Consider the following 26,280-nt stretch of genomic DNA (forward strand, 5'->3'; position numbering starts at 1 on the left):
ACTGATTAGCCGCTATCGCGGGCAAGCCCGCTCCCACACTGTTTTGTGGCGTACTTTGGATCAGACCAGGATGGAGGTCCCGGTCATCTCCTTCGGTTGCTCCAGCCCCATCAGCATCAGCATGGTCGGCGCCACATCCGCCAGTACGCCTCCATTACGCACTTTGAAGTCGCGCTTGCCAACGTAGATGAACGGCACCGGCTCGGTGGTGTGGGCGGTATGCGCCTGACCGGTGGACTCGTCGGACATCTGCTCGCAGTTGCCATGGTCTGCGGTGATCAGCGCTTCGCCGCCGACTTTTTCCAGGGCGTCGACAATGCGGCCAACGCACAGGTCCAGGCATTCAACGGCCTTTACCGCCGCTTCCAGGTTGCCACTATGGCCGACCATGTCGCCGTTGGCGTAGTTGACGACGATCACGTCGTAACGCTGGTTGTCGATGGCATCGACGATCTTATCGGTCACTTCCGGCGCACTCATTTCCGGCTGCAGGTCGTAGGTGGCGACTTTTGGCGATGGGATCAGGATGCGCTCTTCGCCCGGGAACGGTTCTTCGCGGCCGCCGGAGAAGAAGAACGTCACGTGGGCGTACTTCTCGGTCTCGGCGATGCGCAGCTGGGTCTTGCCGTTTTTCGCCAAGTAATCACCCAGCACGTTTTCCAGGCTGCCCGGGGCGAACGCCGACGGGGCCGGGATGTTGGCGGCGTATTGGGTGAGCATGACGAACTCGACTTTCGGCTGGCGTGCGCGCTCGAAGTCCTTGAAACCTTCATCGACGAACACATGGCTCAACTCGCGGGCACGGTCGGCGCGGAAGTTCATGAATACTACGGCGTCGCCGTCTTCGACCTTCACCGGCTCGCCGATGGTGGTGGCTTTGACGAACTCATCGCTCTCGCCACGGGCGTAGGCCGCTTCCAGGCCTTCCTGGGCAGTGGCGGCATTGAATTCGGCCTGGCCGTCGACGATCAGGTTGTAGGCCTGGGACACGCGGTCCCAGCGGTTGTCGCGGTCCATGGCAAAGTAACGGCCCACCAGGCTGGCGATGCGGCCCTTGCCGAGGGCGGCGAAGGTGGTGTCGAGCAGTTCGATGGACGATTGCGCGCTTTTCGGCGGGGTGTCGCGGCCGTCGAGGAAGGCGTGCAGGTAGATCTTGTCGGCGCCGCGCTTGAAGGCCAGTTCGGCCATTGCCACCAGATGGTCCTGATGGCTGTGTACGCCGCCGTCCGACAGCAGGCCCATGAAATGCACGGCCTTGCCGGCGGCCACGGCTTTATCGACCGCGGCGCAGATGGTCGGGTTCTCGAAGAACTCGCCATCGCGGATCGCTTTGGTGACGCGGGTGAAGTCCTGGTATACCACTCGTCCGGCGCCGAGGTTCATGTGGCCGACTTCCGAGTTGCCCATCTGGCCATCCGGCAGGCCCACGTCCATGCCGGAACCGGAGATCAATCCGTTGGGGACGGTAGCGCTCAGGCGGTCCAGCACGGGCTTGTTGGCCGAGTACACGGCGTTGTCGTGGTGGCTTTCACTGTGTCCGAAGCCATCGAGAATTATCAGGACCAAAGGTTTAGGCGTGGTAGTCATAGATCCTCTCGCGGCGGTAATAAAGGAAGACAATGGAAAAGGGAGTGGCAGTTTAAAGCGAAGTTCCGAGCGCGTCACCGCTTTACGGGGGTTGGCCCTCCTTGGCGGCTGTGTATACTTACCGCCATTTTAACGCCCTGGAACCTCCTTGATGGTTGATCACCTGATTGCATTTGCCACTGCCCACTACCTGCTCGTGGGTGCCTTCGTCATCCTGCTGGCGTTGCTGATCGCACATGAACTGAGCCGCGGTGGTCGCAGCCTGAGCACGTCGGAGCTGACCGCGCTGGTCAACAAGGATGAGGCCGTTGTCGTCGATATTCGCCCGGCCAAGGATTATGCCGCCGGCCATATCGTTGGCGCCCTGAACATTCCCCAGGACAAGCTGATCGCACGCTTGGCCGAGCTGGAAAAATACAAGGCCAAGACCATCATCCTGGTCGACGCCCAAGGCCAGCACTCCGGCACCCACGCCCGCGAGATGCTCAAGACCGGCTTCACCGCCGCCAAGCTGTCGGGTGGTATCAGCAGCTGGCGTGGCGATAACCTGCCGTTGGTGAAGTGATATGAGCCAGGTTGTCGTGTATTCCAGCGATTGGTGCCCTTACTGCATGCGGGCCAAGGCCCTGCTTGAGAAAAAGGGTGTTGCCTTCGAAGAGATCAAGGTCGATGGCAAGCCCCAGGTGCGTGCCGAAATGGCCCAGAAGGCCGGCCGCACGTCGGTCCCGCAGATCTGGATCGGCGCCAAGCACATCGGTGGTTGCGATGACCTGTTCGCTCTGGAGCGCGCCGGTAAACTTGATGCGCTGCTGTCCGTCTGACTGCTAACCCCTTAAGAACCCCAAGATAAAGAAGGATCTGCGATGACTGATCAACAGAACACCGAAGCAGCGCAAGACCAAGGCCCACAATTTTCGCTGCAGCGCATCTACGTGCGTGACCTGTCGTTCGAAGCACCGAAAAGCCCGGCGATCTTCCGTCAGGAATGGACCCCAAGCGTTGCGCTGGACCTGAACACCCGTCAGAAAGCCCTGGAAGGCGACTTCCACGAAGTGGTGCTGACCCTGTCGGTGACCGTCAAGAACGGCGAAGAAGTGGCCTTCATCGCTGAAGTGCAACAGGCCGGCATCTTCCTGATCCAGGGCCTGGACGAAGCGTCCATGAGCCACACCCTGGGCGCGTTCTGCCCGAACATCCTGTTCCCGTATGCCCGTGAGACCCTGGACAGCCTGGTCACCCGTGGCTCGTTCCCGGCGTTGATGCTGGCTCCGGTGAACTTCGATGCCCTGTACGCCCAAGAGCTGCAGCGCATGCAACAGGAAGGCGCGCCGACGGTTCAATAAGTCGACGCCGTAAAAAATGTGGGAGGGGGCTTGCTCCCGATAGCGGTGGACCAGTCACATAAATGTTGACTGACACGCCGCCATCGGGGGCAAGCCCCCTCCCACATTTGTTATGCGGTGTTACTTAAAGCCAAGCTGGCGCCAGCCTTCGTAGACGGCCACTGCGACGGTGTTGGACAGGTTCAGGCTGCGGCAGCCCTCGCGCATCGGCAAACGCAGGCGGTGGCCATCGGGCAATGCGTCGAGCACCTCGGCCGGCAGGCCACGGCTTTCCGGGCCGAACAGGAAGGCATCGCCCTCGGCAAAGCTGGCATCGTGAAACGGGCGCGAACCCTTGGTGGTGAACGCGAACAGGCGCGGATGGCCCAGGCTTTCCAGGCAACTGGCCAGGTCGGCGTGACGCTTGAGGGTGGCGTACTCGTGGTAGTCCAGCCCGGCGCGGCGCAGGCGCTTGTCGTCCATGTCGAAGCCCAACGGCTCGATCAAATGCAGGTGGCAGCCACTGTTGGCGCACAGCCTGATAACGTTGCCGGTATTCGGCGGAATTTCTGGTTGAAAAAGGATGACGTGAAACATGCACGGCTCCGAAGGCAAAGATGCGCTGCATTCTACCCCTGAAGAAGACCCGAGGCCGAAGCTATTGCCGAGGGTTTTGGGCTCGTTGGCGATTGTCGGCTTGATGGTGGGTTTGATGATCGGTCGCCTGACCACGCCAGACCCAGCCCAGTTACTGGAGGTGGTGCCGGCTGTCGACGGTGTAGCGGTGTGGTTCAACCGTGAACCCAAGCTGCACGGCGAGCATATCGACGGCACCGTGGCGCTGCTGTTTGACGCCCAGGGCAAGGCGGCCAGCGGGCAGCTCAAGGTCAATGACAAGGACGTGAACTGGCGTGTGCGCAAGACCGATGGTGGTTTGCTGCTGAACCTGGTGGCGGCGCGACCGTTGCGTGGGGAGTGGAAAGGCGAGCAGGTCGATGACCGCTGGCGGCTGGAGGTCCATCTCCAAGAGCAATAAAAGAGGGAGTTCCCGGCCTGCCTGTACCAGGGCTCCCAAAACGGGTGAAGCCAAGGGCTTCGGTGTTAAAGAGGGGATTCTCGGCCTGCCTGTACCAAGGTCCCCGAAACTGGGTTGTACGAGGGTTATTGCAGGGCGCGTGCCAGAGTTTGCAATTTCACCCATAAAATTTTTCCAAAAAGCGCAAAGCCCCGTAATCCGGGGCTTTGGTGGTTTCAGCTTGCGAGAGTTGTTCCGCGATAACGGTCTTCCACGTATCCGGCCCGTGCCCGATGCCGGTTCATGGTGCATTGAAGCGGTGCACAGTCGTGGAATTGCAGAGATCCAAATGTGGGAGGGGGCTTGCTCCCGATAGCGGTGGGTCAGACACAGATGTGGTGACTGAACTACTGCTATCGGGAGCAAGCCCCCTCCCACATAAGACTTTCAGTGGATCTGGGAGGTGTGATCAGGCCTCATCACCCTCATCATCATCCCCACCATCTACCTTCATCCCCAATTCCTTGATCTTGCGCGTCAGGGTATTGCGCCCCCAACCCAGCAGCACGGCCGCATCGCGACGGCGGCCGGCTGTATGCTTCAACGCGGTCTCAATCATGATCCGCTCGAATGCCGGCACGGCGCTGTCCAGCAGGTTCGACTGGCCGCGCGCCAACGCCTGGTCGGCCCATTGGCGCAGCGCTTGTTCCCAGTTGGTTACCGGTGCCGAATCTTGCGGCAGGCTCAGCAGCTCAGGCGGCAGGTCGCTGATATGCACTTCACGCCCGGAGGCCATTACGGTGATCCAGCGGCAGGTGTTCTCCAGCTGGCGCACGTTGCCGGGCCACGGCAGGTTCTTGAGGTATTCCTCGGTCTCGCTTTTGAGCAGCTTGGGCTCCACCGCCAGCTCCAGGGCGGCGCGGCTGAGGAAGTGGCGGGCGAGAGTCGGAATGTCTTCGCGGCGGTCCGACATGCGCGGGATATGGATGCGGATCACATTGAGGCGGTGGAACAAGTCCTCACGGAACTTGCCCGCGTGTACCAGGGTTTCGAGGTTCTGGTGGGTGGCCGCAATGATGCGCACATCAACCTTGACCGGTGTGTGCCCGCCGACACGATAGAACTCACCGTCCGCCAACACCCGTAGCAAGCGGGTCTGGGTATCGGCCGGCATGTCGCCGATCTCATCGAGAAACAGCGTGCCGCCGTCGGCCTGTTCAAAGCGCCCGCGACGCAGGTTGGCCGCGCCGGTGAACGCGCCTTTCTCATGGCCGAACAGCTCGGACTCCATCAGGTCCTTGGGGATCGCCGCCATGTTCAGTGCGATAAACGGCGAGGCCGCACGCGGGCTGTGACGGTGCAGGGCATGGGCCACCAGCTCTTTACCGGTGCCCGACTCGCCATTGATCAGCACAGTGATGTTGGAGTGGCTCAAGCGCCCGATGGCGCGAAACACTTCCTGCATCGCTGGCGCTTCACCGATGATTTCCGGGGTGCGGGTCAGAGTTGGCGGGGCTTCCTGGTTCTGTTGTTCCTGGGCGTGCTGGTTGGCGCGCTTGACCAGCGCCACCGCCTCATCCACGTCGAATGGCTTGGGCAGGTATTCAAAGGCGCCGCCCTGGTAGGACGCGACAGCGCTGTCCAGGTCCGAGTGCGCAGTCATGATGATCACCGGCAAGCGCGGGTGCTGCTCGCGGATGCGCGCCAGCAAGTCCAGGCCGCTTGCGCCGGGCATACGAATGTCGGAGATGATCACGTCCGGCTGCTGGCGTGCCAGGCGGCTCATCACCCCGTCGGCGCTGTCGAAGCTTTGGGTGGTCATGCCTTCCTGTTGCAAGGCTTTTTCCAGGACCCAACGGATAGAACGGTCGTCATCGACGATCCAGACAGTTTCACTACGGCTCATGTCGTGGGGGCTCCTTGTTCCAATGGCAGGAAGATCGAGAACGTGGTGTGGCCGGGATGGCTCTCACATTCGATCAGGCCCTGGTGCTGGCTGATGATGTTCTGGGTAATGGCCAGGCCCAGCCCGGTACCGTCCGGGCGGCCACTGACCATGGGGAAGAAGATGGTTTCCTGCAGTTCGGCGGGAATGCCGGGGCCGTTGTCGATGATCTCGACCTTGGTCACCAGGCGATGGCGTACATGGCCGATGGTGAACTGGCGCAGGGCGCGGGTGCGCAGGCTGATGCGGCCCAGGCGCAGCTCGTTCTGGCTGCTGATGGCCTGCATGGCGTTGCGCACGATATTGAGCACCGCCTGGATCATTTGCTCGCGGTCGATCAATACGTCGGGAATGCTCGGGTCATAGTCGCGTACCAGGGTGATGCAGCCCTGGCTTTCGGCCTCGACCAGTTGGCAGACGCGCTCCAGCACCTCATGCACGTTGGTCATCGCCAATGACGGCAACTTGTTGGAGCCGAGCATCCGGTCTACCAGGTTACGCAGGCGGTCGGCTTCTTCGATGATGACGTTGGTGTAGTCCTTGAGATGCTCCTCGGGCAGCTCGCGGGCCAGCAGCTGCGCGGCGCCGCGAATCCCGCCGAGCGGGTTCTTGATCTCGTGAGCCAGGCCGCGCACCAGCATCTTGCTGGTTTCCTGCTTGGACAGCTGCGCCTCTTCCTTGGTGATGCGCAGCAGGCGGTCGCGGGGGTGTACTTCGAGCAATAGCAGCGTGGCGCCATTGCTCAGAATGGGGGTTACCGCGTAATCGACCGTTAGTGTCTGGCCGGTGAGGGCGGTGAGCATCGCTTCGCGCTTGGTGAACGGATGTGCCTGCTCCACGGCCTGGCGCAACGAGCTCAAGGCTTCGGCCGACTCCGTGAACAGCTCGCTGATGAACTGCCCATGGCTGCGCTGGCCGCTGATGGCCAGGAGCATCTCCGCCGCCGGGTTCATGTACTCAAGGCGCAGGTCGGCATTGAGCAGGATGGTCGCGGTGGTCAGGTTGTCGAGTAACAAACGGTGCAGTGCATCACTGATGGTCATCGGGACCTCTTTTGGAGCAAGGCGCAGGCTTGAGGCACACGCTGATAAAAGGAAAATGCAAAAACCAAACCAAGGCTCCGAAAAGAAGCGTTAAAGCCCTGAAATAGGCGTTTGTGGCGCGAAACTGTGGCGTTCTGCCAGCTTGAACGGGAAGATTCGAACCAAAATGGGCTGTGGCTGGAGTGAGGGTGCAACCTATCGCACCAATATAGTGCGATTTTGTGAAGGTTGTTCAGGAAGCTGCCAGAGATGGCCCTGAGTGCATGCAGCCCAAATGTGGGAGGGGGCTTGCTCCCACATTTTTACCGGGTTTGCAGTCATTAGCCTTTGTAGATGCAGAGTTCGGCGGTGGCGCGGATCATTGCCAGTTGGCGCAGCGGATCATTCAGCGGCTCATGCACGGCGGTGGCCAGCCATTGGGGGCACTGCGGGTCGGCACGCTGTGGGGTGAAGTCGGCCAGTTGTTGCAGCAGGCGTTTTTGCAGCTCATCCAGCTGCGGGCGAATCTGCTTGATCAGGTCCGGGCGAGGCTCGTCGGGGGCCTTGCCCTGGAACTGCCAGTCGGACAGGTGGGTGTATTGCACCAGTTTGTTCGCCTCGATCTGCGCCGAGAAAAACTGCTCGGCGGCGGCGGGCTCAAGCTTGTAGCTCGGGGCCTGAGCGACGACGCTGGCGATCACTTCCTGCTCGCGTTTTTTGTCTTCGACGGGCTTGTGGCTGTCCCATTTGCTCAAGGCCACCTGGTCGGCAATCTCCAGGCGTTCGGCGATGCTGTTGAGCAGGGGTTCGAGCGTAGGCGGCGCAGCGCTCGCACTGGCACTGATGAACAGCAGGGCAAATACAAGTCGATGCCTCAAAGGTGATCTCCTGTGGGAGCGGGCTTGCCCGCGATGGCGGTATGTCAGTGATACAGCAGGTGGCCGGTAGTGCGCTATCGCAGGCAAGCCAGCTCCCACACTTTGATTGGGTTTGCAGAGCTGGCGTAGCGTAACGCCCAGGCAAAAAAAGACCTCCCGGGGGAGGTCTTTTTCGTCACGCCGCTCTTAAGAAGCCGCGCTACCGGATCAGCAGCTGTAGTACAGCTCGTATTCCAGTGGGTGTACGAAGGTGCGCACCTTGATTTCTTCTTCGCTTTTCAGGGCGATGTAAGCGTCGATGAAGTCGTCGCTGAACACGCCGCCTTTGGTCAGGAACGCACGGCCCTTATCCAGCTCTTCCAGGGCTTCTTTCAGGCTGCCGCACACTTGTGGGATCTCTTTGGCCTCTTCAGGCGGCAGGTCGTACAAGTTCTTGTCGGCGGCGTCGCCAGGGTGGATCTTGTTCTGGATACCGTCCAGGCCGGCCATGACCAGCGCAGCGAAGGCCAGGTATGGGTTGGCAGCCGGGTCCGGGAAGCGAGCTTCGATACGGCGAGCGCGCGGGCTGGACACGTAAGGAATACGGATCGAGGCAGAGCGGTTACGCGCCGAGTAGGCCAGCATTACCGGCGCTTCGAAACCTGGGACCAGACGCTTGTAGGAGTTGGTCGACGGGTTGGTGAAGCCGTTAAGGGCCTTACCGTGCTTGATGATGCCGCCGATGAAGTACAGGGCGGTGTCGGACAGGCCGGCATAACCTTCACCTGCGAAGGTGTTCTTGCCTTCTTTGGCGATGGACAGGTGAACGTGCATACCCGAACCGTTATCGCCGTACAGAGGCTTGGGCATGAAGGTAGCGGTACGGCCGTAAGCGACGGCAGTGTTGTGTACGCAGTACTTCAGGGTCTGAACTTCGTCAGCCTTGGCCACCAGGGTGTTGAACTTCACACCGATTTCGTTCTGGCCGGCAGTCGCCACTTCGTGGTGATGCACTTCGATGACCAGGCCCATGTCTTCCATGGCGTTGCACATGGAGGTACGGATTTCGTGGTCGTGGTCGAACGGTGGAACCGGGAAGTAGCCGCCTTTGATGCCTGGACGGTGGCCATGGTTGCCGCCTTCCACGTCCTGGTCGGACATCCACGAACCTTGTTCGGAGTAGATCTTGAACATGGAGCCAGAGATGTCGGACTTGAACTTAACCTGGTCGAAGATGAAGAACTCTGGCTCCGGGCCCACGAATACAGTGTCACCAATACCGGTGGACTTCAGGTATTCCTCGGCACGCTTGGCGATCGCACGTGGGTCGCGGTCGTAGCCTTGCATGGTCGACGGCTCGATCACGTCGCAGACCAGGATCAGGGTCGGCTCTTCGGTGAACGGGTCCAGCACGGCAGTGCTGTCGTCCGGCATCAGGATCATGTCGGAAGCTTCAATGCCTTTCCAGCCGGCGATGGAGGAACCGTCGAACATTTTGCCTTCTTCGAAGAAAGCATCATCCAGCGCGTCGCGAGCCGGCATGGTCACGTGGTGCTGAGTGCCTTTTGTGTCCGTGAAGCGCAGATCAATCCATTTAACGTCATGATCTTTGATGAGTTGAACCGACTTCGACATGGTGTCCTCCGGGTGGCTTCGGGCTTGGGTAGTGGAGTTAGCCCTTAGAATGTGGGTGATGCCGGCGCGGATACTCCGCCAAGGCAACCTGCCTCACAAGAGAGCAAATTACATGCCAGTGCGCCAACATGGTCTTTTTGCCTCAAAATGGCCCCTATAGCGGTGCAATAGGCCAAAGCGCGAGAAATAGCGCACTGCAATGTAGCGTTTATTTGTGTAAATGACCCGTTTTGGTGCGTTGCACGTTCGATGCATATTAACTGGTTAAACCTTGAGCGATTTCCGCTATAATCCGCGCCCCCCTTTTTCAGCAGGCCCGGCGCGCGCTGTTTCCATGAAATTAATCGTTAAAGTCTTCCCCGAGATCACCATCAAAAGCCGACCGGTACGGACGCGTTTCATCCGTCAGTTGGCCAAGAACATCCGTGCCGTGCTCCGTGACCTGGACCCGGCTGTGGTGGTGAACGGCGTGTGGGACAACCTCGAGCTGGAAACCCGCATTACCGACGCCAAAGCCTTGAAGGACATGACCGAGCGCCTGAGCTGCATGCCGGGCATCGCGCATTTCCTGCAGGTGGATGAGTACCCGCTGGGCGACTTCGATGACATCACCGAAAAGTGCAAGCAGCACTACGGCAGTGCGCTTGAAGGGAAGATTTTTTCGGTGCGCTGCAAGCGTGCCGGCAAGCACACCTTCAGCTCCATGGATGTCGAGAAATACGTCGGCAGCAAGCTGCGTCGCGAGTGCGGCGCCGCTGGAATTTCCCTTAAAGCGCCGCAAATTGAAGTGCGCATGGAAATTCGCGACCAACGGTTGTTTGTGATCCACAGCCAGCACAACAGCATCGGCGGCTACCCGCTGGGCGCCCTGGAACAGACCCTGGTATTGATGTCCGGCGGTTTCGATTCCACGGTGGCGGCCTACCAGATCATGCGCCGCGGCCTGATGAGCCACTTCTGCTTCTTTAACCTGGGCGGGCGTGCCCATGAATTGGGCGTGATGGAAGTTGCGCACTTTATCTGGAAGAAGTACGGCAGCTCCCAGCGCGTGCTATTTGTAAGCGTGCCGTTCGAGGAAGTGCTGGGCGAAATTCTCGGCAAAGTCGATAACAGTCATATGGGCGTGGTATTGAAGCGTATGATGTTGCGCGCCGCTTCCCGAATCGCCGATCAATTGCAGATTGACGCGCTGGTGACCGGCGAGGCGATTTCCCAGGTGTCCAGCCAGACGCTGCCGAACCTGTCGATCATCGACTGCGTCACCGAGAAGCTGGTGTTGCGCCCGCTGATCGCCAGCCACAAGCAGGACATCATCGACCTGGCAGAGCAAATTGGCACCGCCGACTTTGCCAAGCACATGCCCGAGTACTGCGGGGTCATTTCGGTGAACCCAAAGACCCACGCCAAGCGTCACCGCGTGGAGCATGAAGAGAAAGAATTCGACATGGCGATTCTGGAGCGTGCGCTCGAGAACGCCAAGCTGGTCCCAATCGATCGGGTGATCGACGAGTTGGGTCAGGATGTAAAAATCGAAGAAGTCAGCGAAGCCCTGGCCGGCCAGATCGTCATCGACATCCGTCACCCGGATGCCGCTGAGGATGAGCCGCTGGAAATCGCCGGCATCGACGTGCAAACGCTGCCGTTCTACGCACTGAACGCGCGTTTCAAGGAACTGGATAACAGCCGTCAGTACCTGTTGTATTGCGACAAAGGCGTGATGAGTCGCCTGCATGCCCACCATTTGCTCAGTGAGGGGCATGCCAATGTGCGCGTTTATCGACCGAGCTAAGAGCCCGGGGCTGTTTGCCTGTGGCCTGCGTCACCGGCCCCCCGACTCTGCCGTCAAGCTGTAACGGCAAGGCCTGACTCTACTGTTAATCGCTGCCACGACCTGTCAGCACACCGAATCCTCTGATCGAGATACACAAGTGATCGAAAATCTACGTAACATCGCCATCATTGCTCACGTTGACCATGGTAAAACCACCCTGGTAGACAAACTCCTGCGTCAATCCGGCACCCTGGAGCGCAACGAGCTCAACGACGAGCGCGTGATGGACTCCAACGACCAGGAAAAAGAGCGCGGTATTACCATCCTGGCAAAAAACACCGCCATCAACTGGAACGGCTACCACATCAACATCGTGGATACCCCGGGCCACGCCGACTTCGGCGGCGAAGTAGAACGCGTAATGTCGATGGTTGACTCCGTTCTGCTGCTGGTTGACGCTCAAGACGGCCCTATGCCGCAAACTCGTTTCGTGACCAAGAAGGCTTTCGAAGCCGGCCTGCGTCCGATCGTGTGCATCAACAAGGTTGACCGTCCAGGCGCGCGTCCGGACTGGGTTCTGGACCAGATCTTCGACCTGTTCGACAACCTGGGTGCTACCGAAGAACAGCTGGACTTCCAGGTCATCTACGCCTCGGCCCTGAACGGTATTGCTGGTCTTGACCACACCGACATGGCTGAAGACATGACCCCGCTGTACCAGTCGATCGTCGACAACGTACCCGCGCCGAAAGTTGACCGTGACGGCCCGTTCCAGATGCAAATCTCGGCACTGGACTACAACAGCTTCCTGGGTGTTATCGGCGTTGGCCGTATCGCTCGTGGTAGCGTCAAGCCGAACACCCCGGTTGTGGCTATCGGCGCCGACGGCAAGAAGCGTAACGGTCGTATCCTGAAGCTGATGGGTCACCACGGTCTGCACCGTATCGACGTTGAAGAAGCTTTCGCTGGCGACATCGTATGCGTAAGCGGCATGGACTCGCTGTTCATCTCCGACACCCTGTGCCAGCCGGACAACGTTGAGGCGATGAAGCCTCTGACCGTTGACGAGCCAACCGTTTCCATGACCTTCCAGGTAAACGACTCGCCGTTCTGCGGTAAAGAAGGCAAGTTCGTGACCTCCCGTAACATCAAGGAGCGTCTGGACAAGGAGCTGCTGTACAACGTTGCTCTGCGCGTTGAAGAAGGCGACTCGGCTGACAAGTTCAAGGTCTCCGGCCGTGGTGAGCTGCACCTCTCGGTACTGATCGAAACCATGCGTCGCGAAGGCTTCGAAATGGGTGTTGGTCGTCCGGAAGTGATCATCCGTACTGTTGACGGCGTGAAGCAGGAACCGTTCGAAAACGTCACCATCGACACCCCTGAAGAATCCCAGGGCAAGGTCATGGAAGAGATGGGTCTGCGTAAGGGCGACCTGACCAACATGGTGCCGGATGGCAAAGGCCGTGTACGTCTGGAATACAACATCCCTGCTCGCGGTCTGATCGGTTTCCGTAACCAGTTCCTGACCCTGACCAACGGTGCTGGCATCCTGACCTCGATCTTCGATCGCTACGACACCATGAAGTCCGGCGACATGTCCGGCCGTCAGAACGGTGTTCTGGTATCGGTAGAAACCGGCAAGGCGCTGACCTACTCCCTGGAAACCCTCCAGGCGCGTGGCAAGCTGTTCGTTGAACACGGTCAAGAGATCTACAACGGCCAGATCGTTGGTCTGAACAGCCGTGACAACGACATGGGCGTCAACCCAACCAAAGGCAAGAAGCTCGACAACATGCGTGCTTCGGGCAAAGACGAAACCATCGCTCTGGTTCCACCTGTTCGCTTCACCCTGGAACAGGCCCTGGAATTCATCCAGGACGACGAGCTGTGCGAAGTCACGCCTAAGTCGATCCGCCTGCGTAAGAAGATCCTGGACGAAGGCGAGCGTACCCGCGCTGCCAAGAAAGCCAAGAACTGAGTTAACTCAGGCTGAATGAAAAACGCCCCCGGTCGAAAGGCCGGGGGCGTTTTTTTGTGCCTGCTGTTTGTGTGTTGTCTTTACTGGCCCCATCGCAGGCAAGCCAGCTCCCACAGTTGAATGTGTTCCCAAATCAAAGTGTGGGAGGGGGCTTGCCCCCGATGAGGCCCTTCAGAACACTACAAAACCCGAGTCAGAATTTATCGAGAGTCTTGAAGTTGGTCTCGCGCACCACTTCCTTGGGCTTGTAGGCACAGTACCCCGGCCGCGGCCCGATTTTCGGGTGGTTGCGGCAGGTATCCGGGCGCTTGTCATAAATAGTGCAGAAGCGCGTCTTACGATCTAGATACAGGCAGTCGTTGTTGCTCATGCGCTGTAGGGTAAAAATCTCGGATTTGTTGTTGTAGCGCTCGACGATGCCTTCTTTCTGCAAACGCTTGGCGATGTTCTTCGGCGGGTCGCCACGCTCGAACTCGTCGACGATGCCAATGCGGATCAGGTCCTTGATCTTCACCTCAACCGGCAGGGTGCAACAGCTGGACACGCAGCCGCCGCACATGTGGGCGGAATATTTCTGCCAGGTCTCTAGACGGTCGAGTTCCGCGGCGGCGATCAGTTGAGGCTTCATCAGGGTTCCAGGGTGGGGCGGTATACGGGCGCGGGATCATACCGGGATTGGTGGTTTTTTGAACAATATTTTGCAGGTTTCAGCTCAAAGGCTTCGCCGCGGGCTGATCGGGCACGACCCCTGCATCAAATTCAGCCAATGGTGAATGAGTTAAAAAACTGCCGAACCAGCACGTCTACCGTCTGTCAGACCGACTAGGCTCTAGCAACTCCTTCAATCTCGCCCGAGGTCGCACCGATGTCTCAGGAACCGCTTGCACGAGAAGCAGAGGTAGCCGCATTCCGCGATGCTGTCTTGACCAAACTCACCTACGCGGTGGGCAAAGACCCGGATCACGCCTTTGACCATGACTGGTTCGAAGCCATTGCCCTGGCCGCCCGCGACCAGATGGTCGATCACTGGATGGACCACACGCGGCGTATTTATCGCAAAGGCCAGAAGCGCGTTTATTACCTCTCGCTGGAATTTCTCATTGGCCGTCTGTTGTACGACAGCCTGAGCAATCTGGGCGTGTTGGAGATCGCCCGTGAAGCGCTGTCGGAGTTGGGAGTCGATCTGGAGCGCATCCGCCTGCTGGAGCCCGACGCGGCTCTCGGCAATGGTGGCCTGGGCCGTCTGGCGGCGTGCTTTATGGAAAGCATGTCGACCCTGGGGATTGCCGGCCATGGCTATGGCATTCGCTATGAGCACGGCTTGTTCCGCCAGGCCATCGTTGATGGCTGGCAGCAGGAGCAGACCGAACGCTGGCTGGATTTTGGTAACCCTTGGGAGTTCGAACGCGCTGAAGTGATTTACCCGATCGGCTTTGGCGGCAGCGTCGAAACCCTGGCGGACGCCTCCGGCAAGATGATCCAGGTGTGGTCGCCCAACGAAACTGTCAGGGCTGTTGCCTATGACACCCCGGTAGTCGGCTGGCGTGGCGCGAGCGTCAACACCCTGCGCCTTTGGCGTGCACGGGCAGTGGAAGACTTGCACCTGGAGCGCTTCAATGCCGGTGACCACTTGGGCGCCGTCGCCGAAGTAGCCCGTGCCGAAAGCATCTCTCGCGTGCTTTACCCGGCCGACAGCACCGAAGCGGGGCAGGAACTGCGCCTGCGCCAGGAGTACTTCTTCGTTTCGGCGTCCTTGCAGGATTTGCTGCGCCGCCACAAGAACATGCACGGTTCGGTACTGAGCCTGGGCGAACACGCCGCGATCCAGCTCAACGACACCCATCCGTCCATCGCCGTGGCCGAGCTGATGCGCCAACTGGTCGACCTGCATGATGTGCCGTGGGAAGCCGCGTGGGATGTCACCGTCGAAACCCTGTCGTACACCAACCACACCCTGCTGCCCGAGGCGCTGGAAACCTGGCCCGTAGGTCTGATGGAGCGCATGTTGCCCCGGCACATGCAGATCATCTACCTGATCAACGCCCAGCACATCGACTCGTTGCGCGCCAAGGGCATCCACGACTTCGACGTACTGCGCGCCGTCTCGCTGATCGAAGAAGACAACGGCCGCCGCGTGCGCATGGGCAACCTGGCATTCCTCGGCTCCCATAGCGTCAACGGTGTATCGGGCCTGCATACTCAGCTGATGCGCAGCACGGTGTTCTCCGAGCTGCACAAGCTGTATCCCGAACGCATCAACAACAAAACCAACGGCATCACCTTCCGCCGCTGGTTGTACCAGGCCAACCCCAAGCTGACCGATATGCTGGTGGAAGCCCTGGGGCCGGATATTCTCGACCAGCCCGAGCAGCGTTTGATCGAATTGGAGCCGTTCGCCGAGAAGCAGGCTTTCCGCAAGTCTTTCGCTGAACAGCGCCTGCACAGCAAGCGAGCACTGGCCCAGATCATTCATGAGCGCCTGGGTATCGCGATCAACCCGGCGGCAATGTTCGATGTGCAGGTCAAGCGCATCCACGAATACAAGCGCCAACTGCTCAACCTGCTGCACACCGTGGCGCTGTACCAGGCGATCCGCGCCGAGCCGGGCACCGACTGGGTGCCGCGGGTGAAAATCTTCGCCGGCAAGGCTGCAGCCAGCTACCACCAGGCCAAGCTGATCATCAAGTTGACCAACGACATCGCCCGCACCGTCAACAACGACCCGACCGTGCGCGGTTTGCTCAAAGTGGTGTTCCTGCCCAACTACAACGTCAGCCTGGCGGAGAGCATCATTCCGGCGGCGGACTTGTCGGAGCAGATTTCCACTGCCGGCTTCGAGGCCTCGGGTACCAGCAACATGAAGTTCGGCCTCAACGGCGCGCTGACCATCGGCACCATGGACGGCGCCAACGTGGAGATGCACGAGCGGGTCGGCGCCGAGCACATGTTTATCTTCGGCCTCAGTGCCCAGCAGGTGGAAGCCCGCAAGCACGCCGGTGAGTTCAGCGCCGGGCCGGACATCGCCGCGTCCCATCGCTTGAACGACGTGTTGCAAGCGATCCGTGGCGGGGTGTTCTCGCCGGATGATCCGGGGCGCTATGTGGGCTTGATCGATGGGCTGATCGACTACGACCGTTTCCTGGTGTGTGCCGACTTTGACTCTTACTGGGACGCCCAGGCGCGGGTCGAAGCCCACTGGCACGATTCCAAGGAATGGTGGCGTTCGGCGGTGCTCAATACCGCGCGCATGGGCTGGTTCAGCTCGGACCGGACCATCCGCGAGTACGCCACCGAGATCTGGAAAGCCCTCGACTAACCATCGCGGTTAAAAAATGTGGGAGGGGCAAGCCCCTTCCTACATGGGTTCTGGGATGTTGGAGAGGGTCGTGGTGCCAGGTCGTGAACTCTATTGGCGTTAAATCCTCTGATTAGAGGAAATAACCCTCGACTCGCGTTAAACTGCGCGGGTTTTCAGCCCCCCATTCTCCGGAGCCTTCCATGTCCCGCGTTACCCTGAGTCGCTATTTGATCGAGCAGACCCGCAGCAACAACACGCCTGCCGATCTGCGCTTCCTTATCGAAGTGGTGGCGCGTGCTTGCAAGGAAATCAGCCACGCCGTTTCCAAAGGCGCACTGGGCGGTGTCCTGGGCAGCATGGGCACTGAAAACGTCCAAGGCGAAGTGCAGAAGAAGCTCGACGTACTCTCCAACGAAATCCTGCTTGAAGCCAACGAGTGGGGCGGTCACCTGGCCGGCATGGCGTCCGAAGAAATGGACAATGCCTACCAGATCCCTGGAAAGTACCCGAAAGGCGCTTACCTGCTGGTATTCGACCCACTGGACGGTTCGTCCAACATCGACATCAACGCACCGGTCGGCACCATCTTCTCGGTACTGCGTTGCCCGAATGAATACCTGAGCCAGAACGAAGCCCTGAACGAAAAGGCCTTCCTGCAGCCGGGCACCGAGCAGGTCGCTGCCGGTTATGCCATCTACGGTCCACAGACCATGCTGGTGCTGACCCTGGGCGATGGCGTCAAAGGCTTCACCCTGGACCGCGAAATGGGCAGCTTCGTGCTGACCCACGAAGACATTTCGATTCCTGCTTCTACCCAGGAATTTGCCATCAACATGTCTAACCAGCGTCACTGGGAAGAACCGGTGAAACGCTACGTCAACGAGTTGATGGAAGGCGAAGAAGGCCCGTTGAAAAAGAACTTCAACATGCGCTGGGTCGCTGCGATGGTTGCCGATGTGCACCGCATCCTGACCCGTGGTGGCTTGTTCATGTACCCACGCGACGGCCGCGAGCCGTCCAAGCCGGGCAAACTGCGCCTGATGTACGAAGCCAACCCGATGTCGTTCCTGGTTGAGCAGGCAGGTGGTGCGTCCACCGATGGCCACCAGCGCATCCTCGATATCCAGCCTGAAGGTTTGCACCAGCGTGTGGCGGTGTTCCTGGGGTCCAAGGAAGAAGTTGAGCGTGTGACCAGCTACCACAAGAAGTAATACACGGCGATAAGTTATCCACTGTGTTGTGAGGCCGTTCACCCTTGAAGAAGCCCCGAAACGTTTCAGCGTTTTCGGGGCTTTTTTGTTTTCGCTCGTCGGGAACCAGACACCCCTTTTCCCTTCTAAGCTTCTGGCAGATACCCCAGCTGCTTTGTCTCTCCAGGAGCTTTTCCATGTCTTTACGCCGTCTCGCCCTGCTGACTTTTTGCGTGCTGTTAGCCGCTTGCAGCAAGGTCACTCAAGAAAACTACCAGAAACTGTCGGCTGGCATGGCCAAGGCCGAGGTGGAGTCGTTGCTGGGTAAGCCGACCGATTGTTCCGGTGCGCTGGGCATGTCCAGCTGCACCTGGGGCGATAAAAACAGCTTTATCAGCGTGCAGTACGCCGGTGACAAAGTTCTGATGTTTTCCGGGCAAGGCCTGAAGTAAACCGGGGCGCGAGCCTGCGGGAGAAGAAGAATGATGCGTTTTGTTTTGTTCCTTTGCGCCAGCCTGTTTTTGGCGGGCTGCGCCAGCCATTCTGGCGATGATCTGCAACCCAAGACGGCAACCAACGTCAACCTCAAGCGTTACCAGGGCACCTGGTATGAGTTGGCCCGATTGCCGATGTACTTCCAGCGCAACTGCGCGCAGTCCGAGGCGCGTTACACCTTGCTGCCGGATGGCGACATGTCGGTGTTCAACCGCTGCCTGACGCCTGAATGGAAGTGGCAAGAAGCCAAAGGCACAGCCACGCCGCAGGTGCCTGGTAAAACCGACAAGCTCTGGGTGGAATTCAATAACTGGTTTACGTCACTGTTGCCGGGCGTTGCCAAGGGCGATTACTGGGTGCTGTATGTCAGCGATGACTACAAGACCGCCATCGTCGGCAGCCCGAGCCGGCGCTATATGTGGATCCTGTCGCGCACGCCGACGGTGAGTGCCGAGACGCGTGAAGACCTGTTGAGCAGGGCGCGACAGCAGGGGTATGACACTACGCGGTTGATCTGGCGTACGTCGGACAAGCAGATGGCGAAGACGTCCCAATAATTCGCAGCACCCCCAATCAAATGTGGGAGCTGGCTTGCCTGCGATAGCATCAACCCGGTGTAACTGATGCACCGAGGTGTCTGTATCGCAGGCAAGCCAGCTCCCACATTTGTTATGGGTTGGCCGTTAGTCCAGCAAGTCTTTCAAGACCTGGGTGAATGCCCGGTTGCTGTCTTCTTCGCCGGCATGATGCCCCTCCCGCACCACCCACTTGCCATTGACCAGCACATCGCGCACTTGGCGATCGCCACCTGCAAACAGCCAGCGATTGAGAATCCCATCCTCACTGGCGGTCGCCAGGTACGGATCGTTGCCGTCCAGCACGATCCAATCCGCCCGCTTACCGACTTCCAGGCGTCCAATCGGCTGGCCAAGCGCCTGTGCGCCACCGTCCAGCGCAGCATCGAACAGCGTGCGGCCAACCATTGGCTGATCACTGCGATACAGGCGATTACGCCGTTGATCGCGAAGACGCTGGCCGTATTCCAGCCAACGTAATTCCTCCACCACGCTCAGTGAAACATGGCTGTCGGAGCCGATACCCATGCGTCCGCCCTGGGCAAGGAAATCCACCGCCGGGAAAATCCCATCGCCCAGGTTGGCTTCGGTGGTCAGGCACAAACCGGCAATGGCTCGGCTGTTGGCCATGCGCGTCACTTCGTCAGCATCGGCATGGGTGGCGTGCACCAGGCACCAGCGCTCGTCCACTTCAACGTTGTCATACAGCCATTGCAGCGGGCGTTTGCCGCTCCAGGCCAAGCAATCGTCGACTTCTTTTTGCTGCTCGGCGATATGGATATGCACCGGGCAGGTCTTGTCACTGGCCGCCAGCACTTGCTGGATCTGTTCGGGGGTGACCGCACGCAGGGAGTGAAAACACAGGCCCAGTTGCTGCGCAGGTTGTGCCGCCAGGATCGGCTGCAAACGCGCTTGCAGGTCCAGGTAGTGCTCGGTGCTGTTGATAAACCGGCGCTGCCCTTCATTCGGCGCCTGGCCACCGAAACCTGCGTGGGTATAGAGCACCGGCAGCAAGGTCAGGCCGATCCCGCTGCTGGCGGCTGCCAGGCTGATCTGGCGTGACAGTTCCGTACGGTCGGCATAAGGCTGGCCATTGGTATCGTGATGCACATAATGAAACTCGGCCACCGAGGTGTACCCAGCCTTGAGCATTTCGATATACAGCTGGCGGGCGATGACCTGTAACTGCTCGGGGTTGATCTTGCCGACCATGCGGTACATCAAATCGCGCCAGGTCCAGAAGCTGTCATTGGGGTTGCCGGCCACTTCGGCCAACCCCGCCATGGCACGTTGGAACGCATGGGAGTGCAGGTTCGGCATACCCGCCAATACTGGGCCGCCGAGCCGTTCGGCGCCGTCTGCGCTGGCATTGGCCGCAACCTTTGTCAGCAGGCCATCAGCGCTGACTTCAAGACGTACATCGTTGGCCCATCCATTAGGCAGCAGCGCGCGTTCGGCAAAGAAAGCGGACATGATCAAGGCACCCCGGTCGTGTGTTTATTTGTATATACATATACAGACGTTTGCCTGCTCGGTAAACTCCGGCAATCTATGCATCTTTTTCCCCTGCAAGGATTCCTCGTGCCGACTCCGCCTGCCAAGTCTTCGCTGGCTGCCCACATGGACGAAAGTCCGGCGCCCTTGTATGCCCGCGTCAAACAGATGATCAGCCAGCAGATCCTCAACGGCAACTGGCCGCCCCATTACCGCGTGCCGTCGGAAAGCGAACTGGTCAGCCAGCTGGGTTTCAGCCGCATGACCATTAACCGCGCCCTGCGCGAGCTCACCGCCGAAGGGCTGCTGGTGCGCATGCAAGGCGTGGGTACGTTCGTGGCCGAGCCGAAGAGCCAGTCGGCGCTGTTTGAAGTGCACAACATTGCCGATGAAATCGCTTCCCGCGGGCATCGGCACACGTGCCAGGTCATCACCCTGGGCGAAGAGGCCGCGGGTTCCGAACGCGCCGTCGCCCTGGAAATGCGTGAAGGTGGGCGAGTGTTCCACTCGTTGATCGTGCATTACGAGAACGATATTCCCGTGCAAATCGAAGATCGTTTCGTCAACGCCCTGGTTGCGCCGCAATATTTGCAGCAGGACTTCACCCAGCAAACCCCCTATGCCTATCTGAACCAGGTCGCGCCGTTGACCGAGGGTGAGCATGTGGTCGAAGCGATCCTTGCCGACGCAGCCGAGTGCAAGCTGTTGCAGATCGAGCCGAGTGAGCCGTGCCTGTTGATTCGCCGTCGCACCTGGTCGGGTCGCCAGCCGGTTACCGCTGCGCGATTGATCCACCCCGGTTCCCGTCACAGCCTGGAAGGACGTTTCAGCAAATGAGTACAGTGAAGGTCTGGCGCGCCGCCGACTACGTGCGCATGCCGTGGAAAAACGGTGGTGGCAGCACCGAAGAAATCAGCCGCGACGCCGGCACGGGCCTGGATGGATTTGGCTGGCGTTTGTCGATTGCCGATATCGCCGAGTCGGGTGGTTTTTCCACCTTCGCCGGTTACCAGCGCGTGATCACGGTGATCAAGGGCGCGGGCATGGTGTTGACCGTGGACGGCGAGGAACAGCGCGGCTTGTTACCGTTGCAGCCGTTCGCGTTCCAGGGTGAAAGCCAGGTTTCCTGTCGCTTGATCACCGGGCCGATCCGCGACTTCAACCTGATCTACTCGCCCGAGCGTTACCAGGCGCGCTTGCAGTGGGTGGATGGTGTGCAGCAGTTTTTCAGCACGGCCCAGACGGTGTTGGTGTTCAGCGTGGCGGATGAAGTGAAGGTGCTGGGCGAGAAGCTCGGCCATCACGATTGCCTGCAAGTGGACGGTAACACTGGCTTGCTGGAAATATCGGTCACAGGCCGCTGCTGCCTGATCGAACTGACCGCACTCGGTTAAAAACTGTGGGAGCTGGCTTGCCTGCGATAGCGGTGTATCAGCCTAGGATGTGCTGACTGACACACTGCTATCGCAGGCAAGCCAGCTCCCACATTTGTTTTTGCATTGTTCGCAAAATCTGTTTCCAGCCCGCGCACCAATTTGTTACCGAATGCCCCAGCGTGACGCAAAGCTGCGCCGACGTGCCCCATCCTCCTGTCCGCAAAACATCTCTGTAAGAAATTTCATCAAGCTTCCAGGCCTTTATTTTCAAGGCTTTTGCTCATCTTCGAAAAAAATCTGCAGGGCTCACCCAGAAAGTTGGCCGCTCGATTGCATATGCTTGTACATACAAGTAAAGATGTGTGCGTAAGAGCTTTCTTCGCACCATCCATGTTCGCGCATCGATCGCCGAGGAGTCCTAGCAGTGACCAAGTCTACAAAATACCGTGACGTCGAAATCCGCGCCGCCCGCGGTAACAAGCTCACCGCCAAAAGCTGGCTGACCGAAGCGCCGCTGCGCATGTTGATGAACAACCTCGACCCACAAGTGGCCGAGAACCCCAAGGAACTCGTGGTTTACGGCGGTATTGGCCGTGCGGCGCGTAACTGGGAATGTTACGACCAGATCGTCGAGAGCCTCACCAACCTGAATGACGACGAAACCCTGCTGGTGCAGTCCGGCAAGCCGGTCGGCGTGTTCAAGACCCACAGCAACGCCCCGCGCGTACTGATCGCCAACTCCAACCTGGTACCGCACTGGGCCAGTTGGGAGCACTTCAACGAACTGGATGCCAAGGGCCTGGCCATGTACGGCCAGATGACCGCCGGCAGCTGGATCTACATCGGTAGCCAAGGCATCGTCCAGGGCACCTATGAAACCTTCGTCGAAGCTGGCCGTCAGCACTACGATTCAAATCTTCAGGGCCGTTGGGTCCTCACTGCTGGTCTCGGCGGCATGGGCGGCGCGCAACCGTTGGCCGCGACCCTGGCCGGCGCCTGCTCGCTGAATATCGAGTGCCAACAGGTCAGCATCGACTTCCGTCTGGCCAGCCGCTATGTCGACGAACAAGCCACCGACCTCGATGACGCCCTGGCGCGCATCGCCAAGTACACCAAGGAAGGCAAGGCCATTTCCATCGCCCTGCTGGGCAACGCCGCCGAAATTCTGCCAGAGCTGGTCAAGCGTGGCGTGCGCCCGGATATGGTCACCGACCAGACCAGCGCCCACGACCCGCTCAACGGCTACCTGCCGGCCGGCTGGACCTGGGACGAATACCGCGCCCGCGCCAAAACCGAGCCGGCTGCCGTGATCAAGGCGGCCAAGCAGTCGATGGCTGTGCACGTCAAAGCCATGCTGGAATTCCAGAAGCAGGGCATCCCGACCTTTGACTACGGCAACAACATCCGCCAGATGGCCCAGGAAGAGGGCGTGGAAAATGCCTTCGACTTCCCGGGTTTCGTACCGGCCTACATCCGCCCGCTGTTCTGCCGTGGCATCGGCCCGTTCCGCTGGGCGGCGCTGTCTGGCGACCCGCAAGACATCTACAAGACCGACGCCAAAGTCAAAGAGCTGATCCCGGACGACGCCCACCTGCACAACTGGCTGGACATGGCCCGCGAGCGCATCAGCTTCCAGGGCCTGCCGGCACGTATCTGCTGGGTCGGCCTGGGCCAGCGCGCCAAACTCGGCCTGGCCTTCAACGAAATGGTACGCAGCGGCGAGCTGTCCGCCCCTGTGGTGATCGGTCGTGACCACCTGGACTCGGGCTCTGTCGCCAGCCCTAACCGCGAAACCGAAGCCATGCAGGATGGTTCCGACGCCGTGTCCGACTGGCCATTGCTCAATGCCTTGCTTAATACCGCGAGCGGCGCGACCTGGGTCTCGCTGCACCACGGTGGCGGTGTGGGCATGGGCTTCTCTCAGCATTCAGGCATGGTGATCGTCTGCGACGGTACCGATGAAGCGGCCGAGCGGATTGCGCGGGTGCTGCATAACGACCCGGCGACCGGGGTGATGCGTCATGCCGATGCCGGTTATCAGATTGCTATCGATTGCGCCAAAGAGCAGGGCCTCAACCTGCCGATGATCAAGTGACCCATGTGGGAGGGGGCAAGCCCCCTCCCACATTGGATCGGCGGCAACCCCAAGACAATCCATCAGAGGTTGAACAACATGGCTGCAAACGACACCACCCCGTTGATCGAAAGGCGTTCGATCGACTACATCCCGGAAGCGGAAAGACACGGTCGTCTATTGAGCCAGTTCACCCTATGGATGGGTGCCAACCTGCAGATCACCGCGATTGTCACCGGGGCCCTGGCCGTGGTGCTGGGTGGTGATGTGTTCTGGTCGTTGATCGGCCTGCTGGTCGGTCAACTAATCGGTGGCGGGGTCATGGCGCTGCATGCGGCGCAAGGCCCCAAGCTTGGTTTGCCGCAGATGATCTCCAGCCGTGTGCAGTTCGGCGTGTATGGCGCGGCCATCCCGATCGTGCTGGTGTGCTTGATGTACCTGGGTTTCACCGCGACCGGCACCGTGCTGTCGGGGCAGGCGCTGGGCCAGTTGTTCGGGGTCAGCGACAGCGTCGGTATCCTGATTTTCGCCAGTGTCATTGTGCTGGTCACCGTGCTGGGTTATCGGGTGATCCATTTCATCGGCCGTGTCGCCAGCGTCATTGGCGTGATTGCCTTTGTGTACCTGTTCAGTCGCCTGATGAGCCAGACCGACGTTGGCGCGCTCCTGCAAATTCGCCACTTCAGCTGGAGCAGTTTTCTGTTGGCCGTGTCGCTTGCGGCCTCCTGGCAGATCGCTTTCGGCCCCTATGTGGCGGACTATTCGCGTTACCTGCCGAGCAACACGTCGTCGGTGAAAACCTTTCTCGCCGCTGGCGCGGGTTCGGTCATCGGCGCGCAGGTGGCAATGGTGCTCGGCGTGTTCGCCGCGGCCATGTCCAATGGCCAATTTGCCGGGCATGAAGTGGCCTACATCGTTGGCTTGAGCGGCACGGGGGCCACTGCTGCATTGCTGTACTTCAGCATCGCGTTCGGCAAGGTCACCATTTCCACGCTCAACTCCTACGGCAGCTTTATGTGCATTGCCACCATCATCAGCGGCTTTCGTGGTCGCCTGGAGGTCACGCGTATGCAGCGCCTGGTGTTCGTGCTCGCCATCGTCGGTACGGCAACCCTGATCGCCTTGCTCGGCCAGCACTCGTTCCTCGGTGCGTTCAAGTCGTTCATCCTGTTCCTGCTGGCGTTTTTCACGCCCTGGAGCGCGATCAACCTGGTGGATTACTACTGCATCACCCGCGAGCGCTATGACGTGCCGGCACTGGCCGACCCGAACGGTCGCTATGGCCGCTGGAACCTTTTGGGTATCAGTGTCTATGTCTTCGGCGTGCTGGTGCAGTTGCCGTTCATCTCGACCAAGTTCTACACCGGCCCTTTGGTAGCCGCGCTGGGTAACGTGGACATTTCCTGGATCATCGGCCTGGTACTGCCGGCGGCCCTGTATTACGTGTGTGCGAAAAAATGGCACGGCACGGTACCCGATCACCTGATCCTGCCGACAGAGCAGGGCGCTTTACCCACAACAAACGGGCTGGCTGCACAAGCCTGATGGGACGTGGACAGGGCAGGACGCCTACTGACTGCCGTAATCCATTTCATGATTGGGAGCGTCACAACAATGACTATGAATAAGACCTTGCTGGCTACCTTGTTCTCAGCGGGCTTGCTGGCAAGCGCCGGCGCCCAGGCGGCCGGCTGGTGCGAGTCCGGCAAGCCGGTGAAATTCGCCGGCCTGAACTGGGAAAGCGGCATGTTGCTCACCGACATCCTGCAAGCCGTGCTGGAAAAAGGCTACGACTGCAAAACCGACAGCCTGCCAGGCAACTCCATCACCATGGAAAACGCCTTGGGTAGCAACGACATCCAGGTCTTCGCCGAAGAGTGGGTAGGCCGCAGCGAAGTCTGGAACAAGGCCGAGAAGGCCGGCAAAGTCGTCGGTGTAGGTGCCCCGGTGGTCGGCGCGGTGGAAGGCTGGTACGTGCCGCGTTATGTGATCGAGGGCGACGCCAAGCGCAAGCTGGAAGCCAAGGCCCCGGACCTGAGAAACATCGCCGACCTGGCCAAATACGCCTCGGTGTTCAAGGACCAGGAAGAGCCCTCCAAGGGCCGTTTCTACAACTGCCCGGCCGGCTGGACCTGTGAGCTGGACAACAGCGAAATGCTCAAGAGCTACGGCCTGGAAAGCACCTACACCAACTTCCGCCCAGGCACCGGCCCGGCGCTGGATGCGGCGGTGCTGTCGAGCTACAAGCGCGGCGAGCCGATCCTGTTCTACTACTGGTCACCGACACCGCTGATGGGCCAGGTCGACCTGGTCAAGCTGGAAGAAAAGCCCGGTGTGGATAAAAGCGTGACCATCAAGGTCGGCCTGTCCAAGACCTTTCACGAACAAGCGCCAGAACTGGTGGCCGTGCTGGAAAAGGTCAACCTGCCCATCGACCTACTCAACCAGAACCTCGGCCGCATGGCCAAGGAGCGCATCGAGTCGCCAAAACTGGCGAAAATTTTCCTCAAGGAACATCCTGAAGTCTGGCACGCCTGGGTGAGCGACGACGCAGCCAAGAAAATCGAAGCGGCCTTGTAGGTCAAGTGTGCACGGCTACCCTCAGGGGTGGCCGGGCGGCTGGCCACAACCCACTGGATCGAGAGC

23 protein-coding genes are annotated in these 26,280 nt (G+C 59.7%); 15 read left to right on the plus strand and 8 right to left on the minus strand.

Annotated elements, in window-relative coordinates:
* Nucleotides 1-60: 60 nt before the first annotated feature.
* The gene (gpmI, locus tag PSEBG33_RS25050; RefSeq protein ID WP_005783929.1) at nucleotides 61-1,587 is read right to left on the minus strand and encodes a 2,3-bisphosphoglycerate-independent phosphoglycerate mutase; all 1,527 of its coding nucleotides are present in this window, start codon (nucleotides 1,585-1,587) and stop codon (nucleotides 61-63) included.
* A 151-nt stretch (nucleotides 1,588-1,738) separates the two neighbouring features.
* Here gpmI and PSEBG33_RS25045 point away from each other — a divergent pair, with 151 nt between their 5' ends.
* The 3 genes from PSEBG33_RS25045 to secB are packed head-to-tail and all read left to right on the plus strand — an operon-like array spanning nucleotide 1,739 to nucleotide 2,930.
* Complete coding sequence (locus PSEBG33_RS25045) at nucleotides 1,739-2,152, plus strand: rhodanese-like domain-containing protein (protein WP_003187796.1); 414 nt, start codon at nucleotides 1,739-1,741, stop codon at nucleotides 2,150-2,152.
* Between the two features lies 1 nt (nucleotide 2,153).
* A complete protein-coding gene (gene grxC, locus PSEBG33_RS25040; protein WP_005783931.1) occupies nucleotides 2,154-2,408 on the plus strand; it encodes a glutaredoxin 3 in 255 nt (84 codons plus the stop codon).
* Between the two features lie 42 nt (nucleotides 2,409-2,450).
* Nucleotides 2,451-2,930: a protein-export chaperone SecB gene (gene secB / locus PSEBG33_RS25035; RefSeq protein WP_005783933.1), complete on the plus strand. Its 480-nt coding sequence runs from the start codon at nucleotides 2,451-2,453 to the stop codon at nucleotides 2,928-2,930.
* A 120-nt stretch (nucleotides 2,931-3,050) separates the two neighbouring features.
* Here the strand turns inward: secB and PSEBG33_RS25030 are convergent, their stop codons facing one another.
* A complete protein-coding gene (locus tag PSEBG33_RS25030; RefSeq protein WP_003171120.1) occupies nucleotides 3,051-3,506 on the minus strand; it encodes a tRNA (cytidine(34)-2'-O)-methyltransferase in 456 nt (151 codons plus the stop codon).
* Between PSEBG33_RS25030 and PSEBG33_RS25025 the strand changes: the two genes are divergently transcribed.
* Complete coding sequence (locus PSEBG33_RS25025) at nucleotides 3,505-3,945, plus strand: hypothetical protein (RefSeq protein ID WP_005783934.1); 441 nt, start codon at nucleotides 3,505-3,507, stop codon at nucleotides 3,943-3,945. The two genes, PSEBG33_RS25030 and PSEBG33_RS25025, sit on opposite strands and share 2 nt — an antisense overlap.
* A 448-nt stretch (nucleotides 3,946-4,393) precedes the next feature.
* Here the strand turns inward: PSEBG33_RS25025 and ntrC are convergent, their stop codons facing one another.
* The 4 genes from ntrC to glnA all read right to left on the minus strand — a co-directional run bounded on the left by ntrC (nucleotide 4,394) and on the right by glnA (nucleotide 9,383).
* Nucleotides 4,394-5,830 (minus strand): nitrogen regulation protein NR(I), encoded by a 1,437-nt coding sequence (ntrC, locus tag PSEBG33_RS25020; protein ID WP_003187806.1) that lies wholly within the window; start codon nucleotides 5,828-5,830, stop codon nucleotides 4,394-4,396.
* Complete coding sequence (gene glnL / locus PSEBG33_RS25015; protein ID WP_005783937.1) at nucleotides 5,827-6,912, minus strand: nitrogen regulation protein NR(II); 1,086 nt, start codon at nucleotides 6,910-6,912, stop codon at nucleotides 5,827-5,829. Before glnL ends, ntrC begins: the two co-directional genes overlap by 4 nt.
* Before the next feature lie 320 nt (nucleotides 6,913-7,232).
* The gene (locus PSEBG33_RS25010; RefSeq protein ID WP_005783939.1) at nucleotides 7,233-7,769 is read right to left on the minus strand and encodes a chorismate mutase; all 537 of its coding nucleotides are present in this window, start codon (nucleotides 7,767-7,769) and stop codon (nucleotides 7,233-7,235) included.
* A 207-nt stretch (nucleotides 7,770-7,976) separates the two neighbouring features.
* Nucleotides 7,977-9,383 (minus strand): type I glutamate--ammonia ligase, encoded by a 1,407-nt coding sequence (gene glnA, locus PSEBG33_RS25005; RefSeq protein WP_005783941.1) that lies wholly within the window; start codon nucleotides 9,381-9,383, stop codon nucleotides 7,977-7,979.
* A 334-nt stretch (nucleotides 9,384-9,717) separates the two neighbouring features.
* Between glnA and thiI the strand changes: the two genes are divergently transcribed.
* Together thiI and typA are read left to right on the plus strand one after the other, a co-directional pair.
* Nucleotides 9,718-11,172, plus strand: coding sequence for a tRNA uracil 4-sulfurtransferase ThiI (gene thiI, locus PSEBG33_RS25000; protein WP_005783943.1), 1,455 nt, complete (start codon nucleotides 9,718-9,720; stop codon nucleotides 11,170-11,172).
* Between the two features lie 139 nt (nucleotides 11,173-11,311).
* The gene (gene typA, locus PSEBG33_RS24995) at nucleotides 11,312-13,132 is read left to right on the plus strand and encodes a translational GTPase TypA (RefSeq protein ID WP_005783945.1); all 1,821 of its coding nucleotides are present in this window, start codon (nucleotides 11,312-11,314) and stop codon (nucleotides 13,130-13,132) included.
* Nucleotides 13,133-13,325: 193 nt separating this feature from the next.
* Here typA and PSEBG33_RS24990 read toward each other — a convergent pair whose 3' ends face one another.
* Nucleotides 13,326-13,760 carry a YkgJ family cysteine cluster protein gene (locus tag PSEBG33_RS24990; RefSeq protein ID WP_003187815.1) on the minus strand — a complete coding sequence of 145 codons (435 nt, stop codon included), beginning with the start codon at nucleotides 13,758-13,760 and terminating at the stop codon, nucleotides 13,326-13,328.
* A gap of 237 nt (nucleotides 13,761-13,997) precedes the next feature.
* Here PSEBG33_RS24990 and PSEBG33_RS24985 point away from each other — a divergent pair, with 237 nt between their 5' ends.
* The 4 genes from PSEBG33_RS24985 (at nucleotide 13,998) to PSEBG33_RS24970 (ending at nucleotide 18,672) form a co-directional block, all read left to right on the plus strand.
* Nucleotides 13,998-16,448 (plus strand): glycogen/starch/alpha-glucan phosphorylase, encoded by a 2,451-nt coding sequence (locus PSEBG33_RS24985; RefSeq protein ID WP_005783947.1) that lies wholly within the window; start codon nucleotides 13,998-14,000, stop codon nucleotides 16,446-16,448.
* A gap of 182 nt (nucleotides 16,449-16,630) precedes the next feature.
* The gene (locus PSEBG33_RS24980) at nucleotides 16,631-17,641 is read left to right on the plus strand and encodes a class 1 fructose-bisphosphatase (protein ID WP_005783948.1); all 1,011 of its coding nucleotides are present in this window, start codon (nucleotides 16,631-16,633) and stop codon (nucleotides 17,639-17,641) included.
* Nucleotides 17,642-17,817: 176 nt separating this feature from the next.
* Entirely contained in the window at nucleotides 17,818-18,072 is a 255-nt protein-coding gene (locus PSEBG33_RS24975; RefSeq protein ID WP_005783949.1) for a hypothetical protein, read from the plus strand.
* Between the two features lie 30 nt (nucleotides 18,073-18,102).
* Nucleotides 18,103-18,672 carry a lipocalin family protein gene (locus tag PSEBG33_RS24970; protein WP_005783950.1) on the plus strand — a complete coding sequence of 190 codons (570 nt, stop codon included), beginning with the start codon at nucleotides 18,103-18,105 and terminating at the stop codon, nucleotides 18,670-18,672.
* Between the two features lie 126 nt (nucleotides 18,673-18,798).
* Here the strand turns inward: PSEBG33_RS24970 and PSEBG33_RS24965 are convergent, their stop codons facing one another.
* Nucleotides 18,799-20,163: a formimidoylglutamate deiminase gene (locus PSEBG33_RS24965; RefSeq protein WP_005783951.1), complete on the minus strand. Its 1,365-nt coding sequence runs from the start codon at nucleotides 20,161-20,163 to the stop codon at nucleotides 18,799-18,801.
* A gap of 147 nt (nucleotides 20,164-20,310) precedes the next feature.
* Between PSEBG33_RS24965 and hutC the strand changes: the two genes are divergently transcribed.
* The 5 genes from hutC to PSEBG33_RS24940 all read left to right on the plus strand — a co-directional run bounded on the left by hutC (nucleotide 20,311) and on the right by PSEBG33_RS24940 (nucleotide 26,214).
* Nucleotides 20,311-21,021, plus strand: a complete 711-nt coding sequence (gene hutC / locus PSEBG33_RS24960; protein WP_171905445.1) for a histidine utilization repressor — start codon at nucleotides 20,311-20,313, stop codon at nucleotides 21,019-21,021.
* The gene (locus PSEBG33_RS24955) at nucleotides 21,018-21,578 is read left to right on the plus strand and encodes a HutD family protein (RefSeq protein WP_005783953.1); all 561 of its coding nucleotides are present in this window, start codon (nucleotides 21,018-21,020) and stop codon (nucleotides 21,576-21,578) included. The genes hutC and PSEBG33_RS24955 overlap by 4 nt, the downstream gene beginning before the upstream one ends.
* 406 nt (nucleotides 21,579-21,984) lie before the next feature.
* Entirely contained in the window at nucleotides 21,985-23,655 is a 1,671-nt protein-coding gene (hutU, locus tag PSEBG33_RS24950) for a urocanate hydratase (protein ID WP_005783954.1), read from the plus strand.
* A gap of 78 nt (nucleotides 23,656-23,733) precedes the next feature.
* The gene (locus PSEBG33_RS24945) at nucleotides 23,734-25,179 is read left to right on the plus strand and encodes a purine-cytosine permease family protein (protein ID WP_005783955.1); all 1,446 of its coding nucleotides are present in this window, start codon (nucleotides 23,734-23,736) and stop codon (nucleotides 25,177-25,179) included.
* Between the two features lie 69 nt (nucleotides 25,180-25,248).
* Nucleotides 25,249-26,214, plus strand: coding sequence for an ABC transporter substrate-binding protein (locus tag PSEBG33_RS24940; RefSeq protein WP_005783956.1), 966 nt, complete (start codon nucleotides 25,249-25,251; stop codon nucleotides 26,212-26,214).
* Nucleotides 26,215-26,280 lie beyond the last annotated feature (66 nt).

It is taken from the genome of Pseudomonas synxantha BG33R, assembly GCF_000263715.2.
Taxonomy (GTDB): Bacteria; Pseudomonadota; Gammaproteobacteria; order Pseudomonadales; family Pseudomonadaceae; genus Aquipseudomonas; species Aquipseudomonas synxantha_A.

Excerpts from the sequence above, each read along its gene's own strand:
- gpmI (WP_005783929.1), bottom strand. The coding sequence starts at position 1,587 with ATGACTACCACGCCTAAACCTTTGGTCCTGATAATTCTCGATGGCTTC.
- PSEBG33_RS25045 (WP_003187796.1), top strand. The coding sequence starts at position 1,739 with ATGGTTGATCACCTGATTGCATTTGCCACTGCCCACTACCTGCTCGTG.
- grxC (WP_005783931.1), top strand. The coding sequence starts at position 2,154 with ATGAGCCAGGTTGTCGTGTATTCCAGCGATTGGTGCCCTTACTGCATG.
- secB (WP_005783933.1), top strand. The coding sequence starts at position 2,451 with ATGACTGATCAACAGAACACCGAAGCAGCGCAAGACCAAGGCCCACAA.
- PSEBG33_RS25025 (WP_005783934.1), top strand. The coding sequence starts at position 3,505 with ATGCACGGCTCCGAAGGCAAAGATGCGCTGCATTCTACCCCTGAAGAA.
- PSEBG33_RS25030 (WP_003171120.1), bottom strand. The coding sequence starts at position 3,506 with ATGTTTCACGTCATCCTTTTTCAACCAGAAATTCCGCCGAATACCGGC.
- ntrC (WP_003187806.1), bottom strand. The coding sequence starts at position 5,830 with ATGAGCCGTAGTGAAACTGTCTGGATCGTCGATGACGACCGTTCTATC.
- glnL (WP_005783937.1), bottom strand. The coding sequence starts at position 6,912 with ATGACCATCAGTGATGCACTGCACCGTTTGTTACTCGACAACCTGACC.
- glnA (WP_005783941.1), bottom strand. The coding sequence starts at position 9,383 with ATGTCGAAGTCGGTTCAACTCATCAAAGATCATGACGTTAAATGGATT.
- thiI (WP_005783943.1), top strand. The coding sequence starts at position 9,718 with ATGAAATTAATCGTTAAAGTCTTCCCCGAGATCACCATCAAAAGCCGA.
- PSEBG33_RS24990 (WP_003187815.1), bottom strand. The coding sequence starts at position 13,760 with ATGAAGCCTCAACTGATCGCCGCCGCGGAACTCGACCGTCTAGAGACC.
- PSEBG33_RS24985 (WP_005783947.1), top strand. The coding sequence starts at position 13,998 with ATGTCTCAGGAACCGCTTGCACGAGAAGCAGAGGTAGCCGCATTCCGC.
- PSEBG33_RS24980 (WP_005783948.1), top strand. The coding sequence starts at position 16,631 with ATGTCCCGCGTTACCCTGAGTCGCTATTTGATCGAGCAGACCCGCAGC.
- PSEBG33_RS24975 (WP_005783949.1), top strand. The coding sequence starts at position 17,818 with ATGTCTTTACGCCGTCTCGCCCTGCTGACTTTTTGCGTGCTGTTAGCC.
- PSEBG33_RS24970 (WP_005783950.1), top strand. The coding sequence starts at position 18,103 with ATGATGCGTTTTGTTTTGTTCCTTTGCGCCAGCCTGTTTTTGGCGGGC.
- PSEBG33_RS24965 (WP_005783951.1), bottom strand. The coding sequence starts at position 20,163 with ATGTCCGCTTTCTTTGCCGAACGCGCGCTGCTGCCTAATGGATGGGCC.
- hutC (WP_171905445.1), top strand. The coding sequence starts at position 20,311 with ATGGACGAAAGTCCGGCGCCCTTGTATGCCCGCGTCAAACAGATGATC.
- PSEBG33_RS24955 (WP_005783953.1), top strand. The coding sequence starts at position 21,018 with ATGAGTACAGTGAAGGTCTGGCGCGCCGCCGACTACGTGCGCATGCCG.
- PSEBG33_RS24945 (WP_005783955.1), top strand. The coding sequence starts at position 23,734 with ATGGCTGCAAACGACACCACCCCGTTGATCGAAAGGCGTTCGATCGAC.
- PSEBG33_RS24940 (WP_005783956.1), top strand. The coding sequence starts at position 25,249 with ATGACTATGAATAAGACCTTGCTGGCTACCTTGTTCTCAGCGGGCTTG.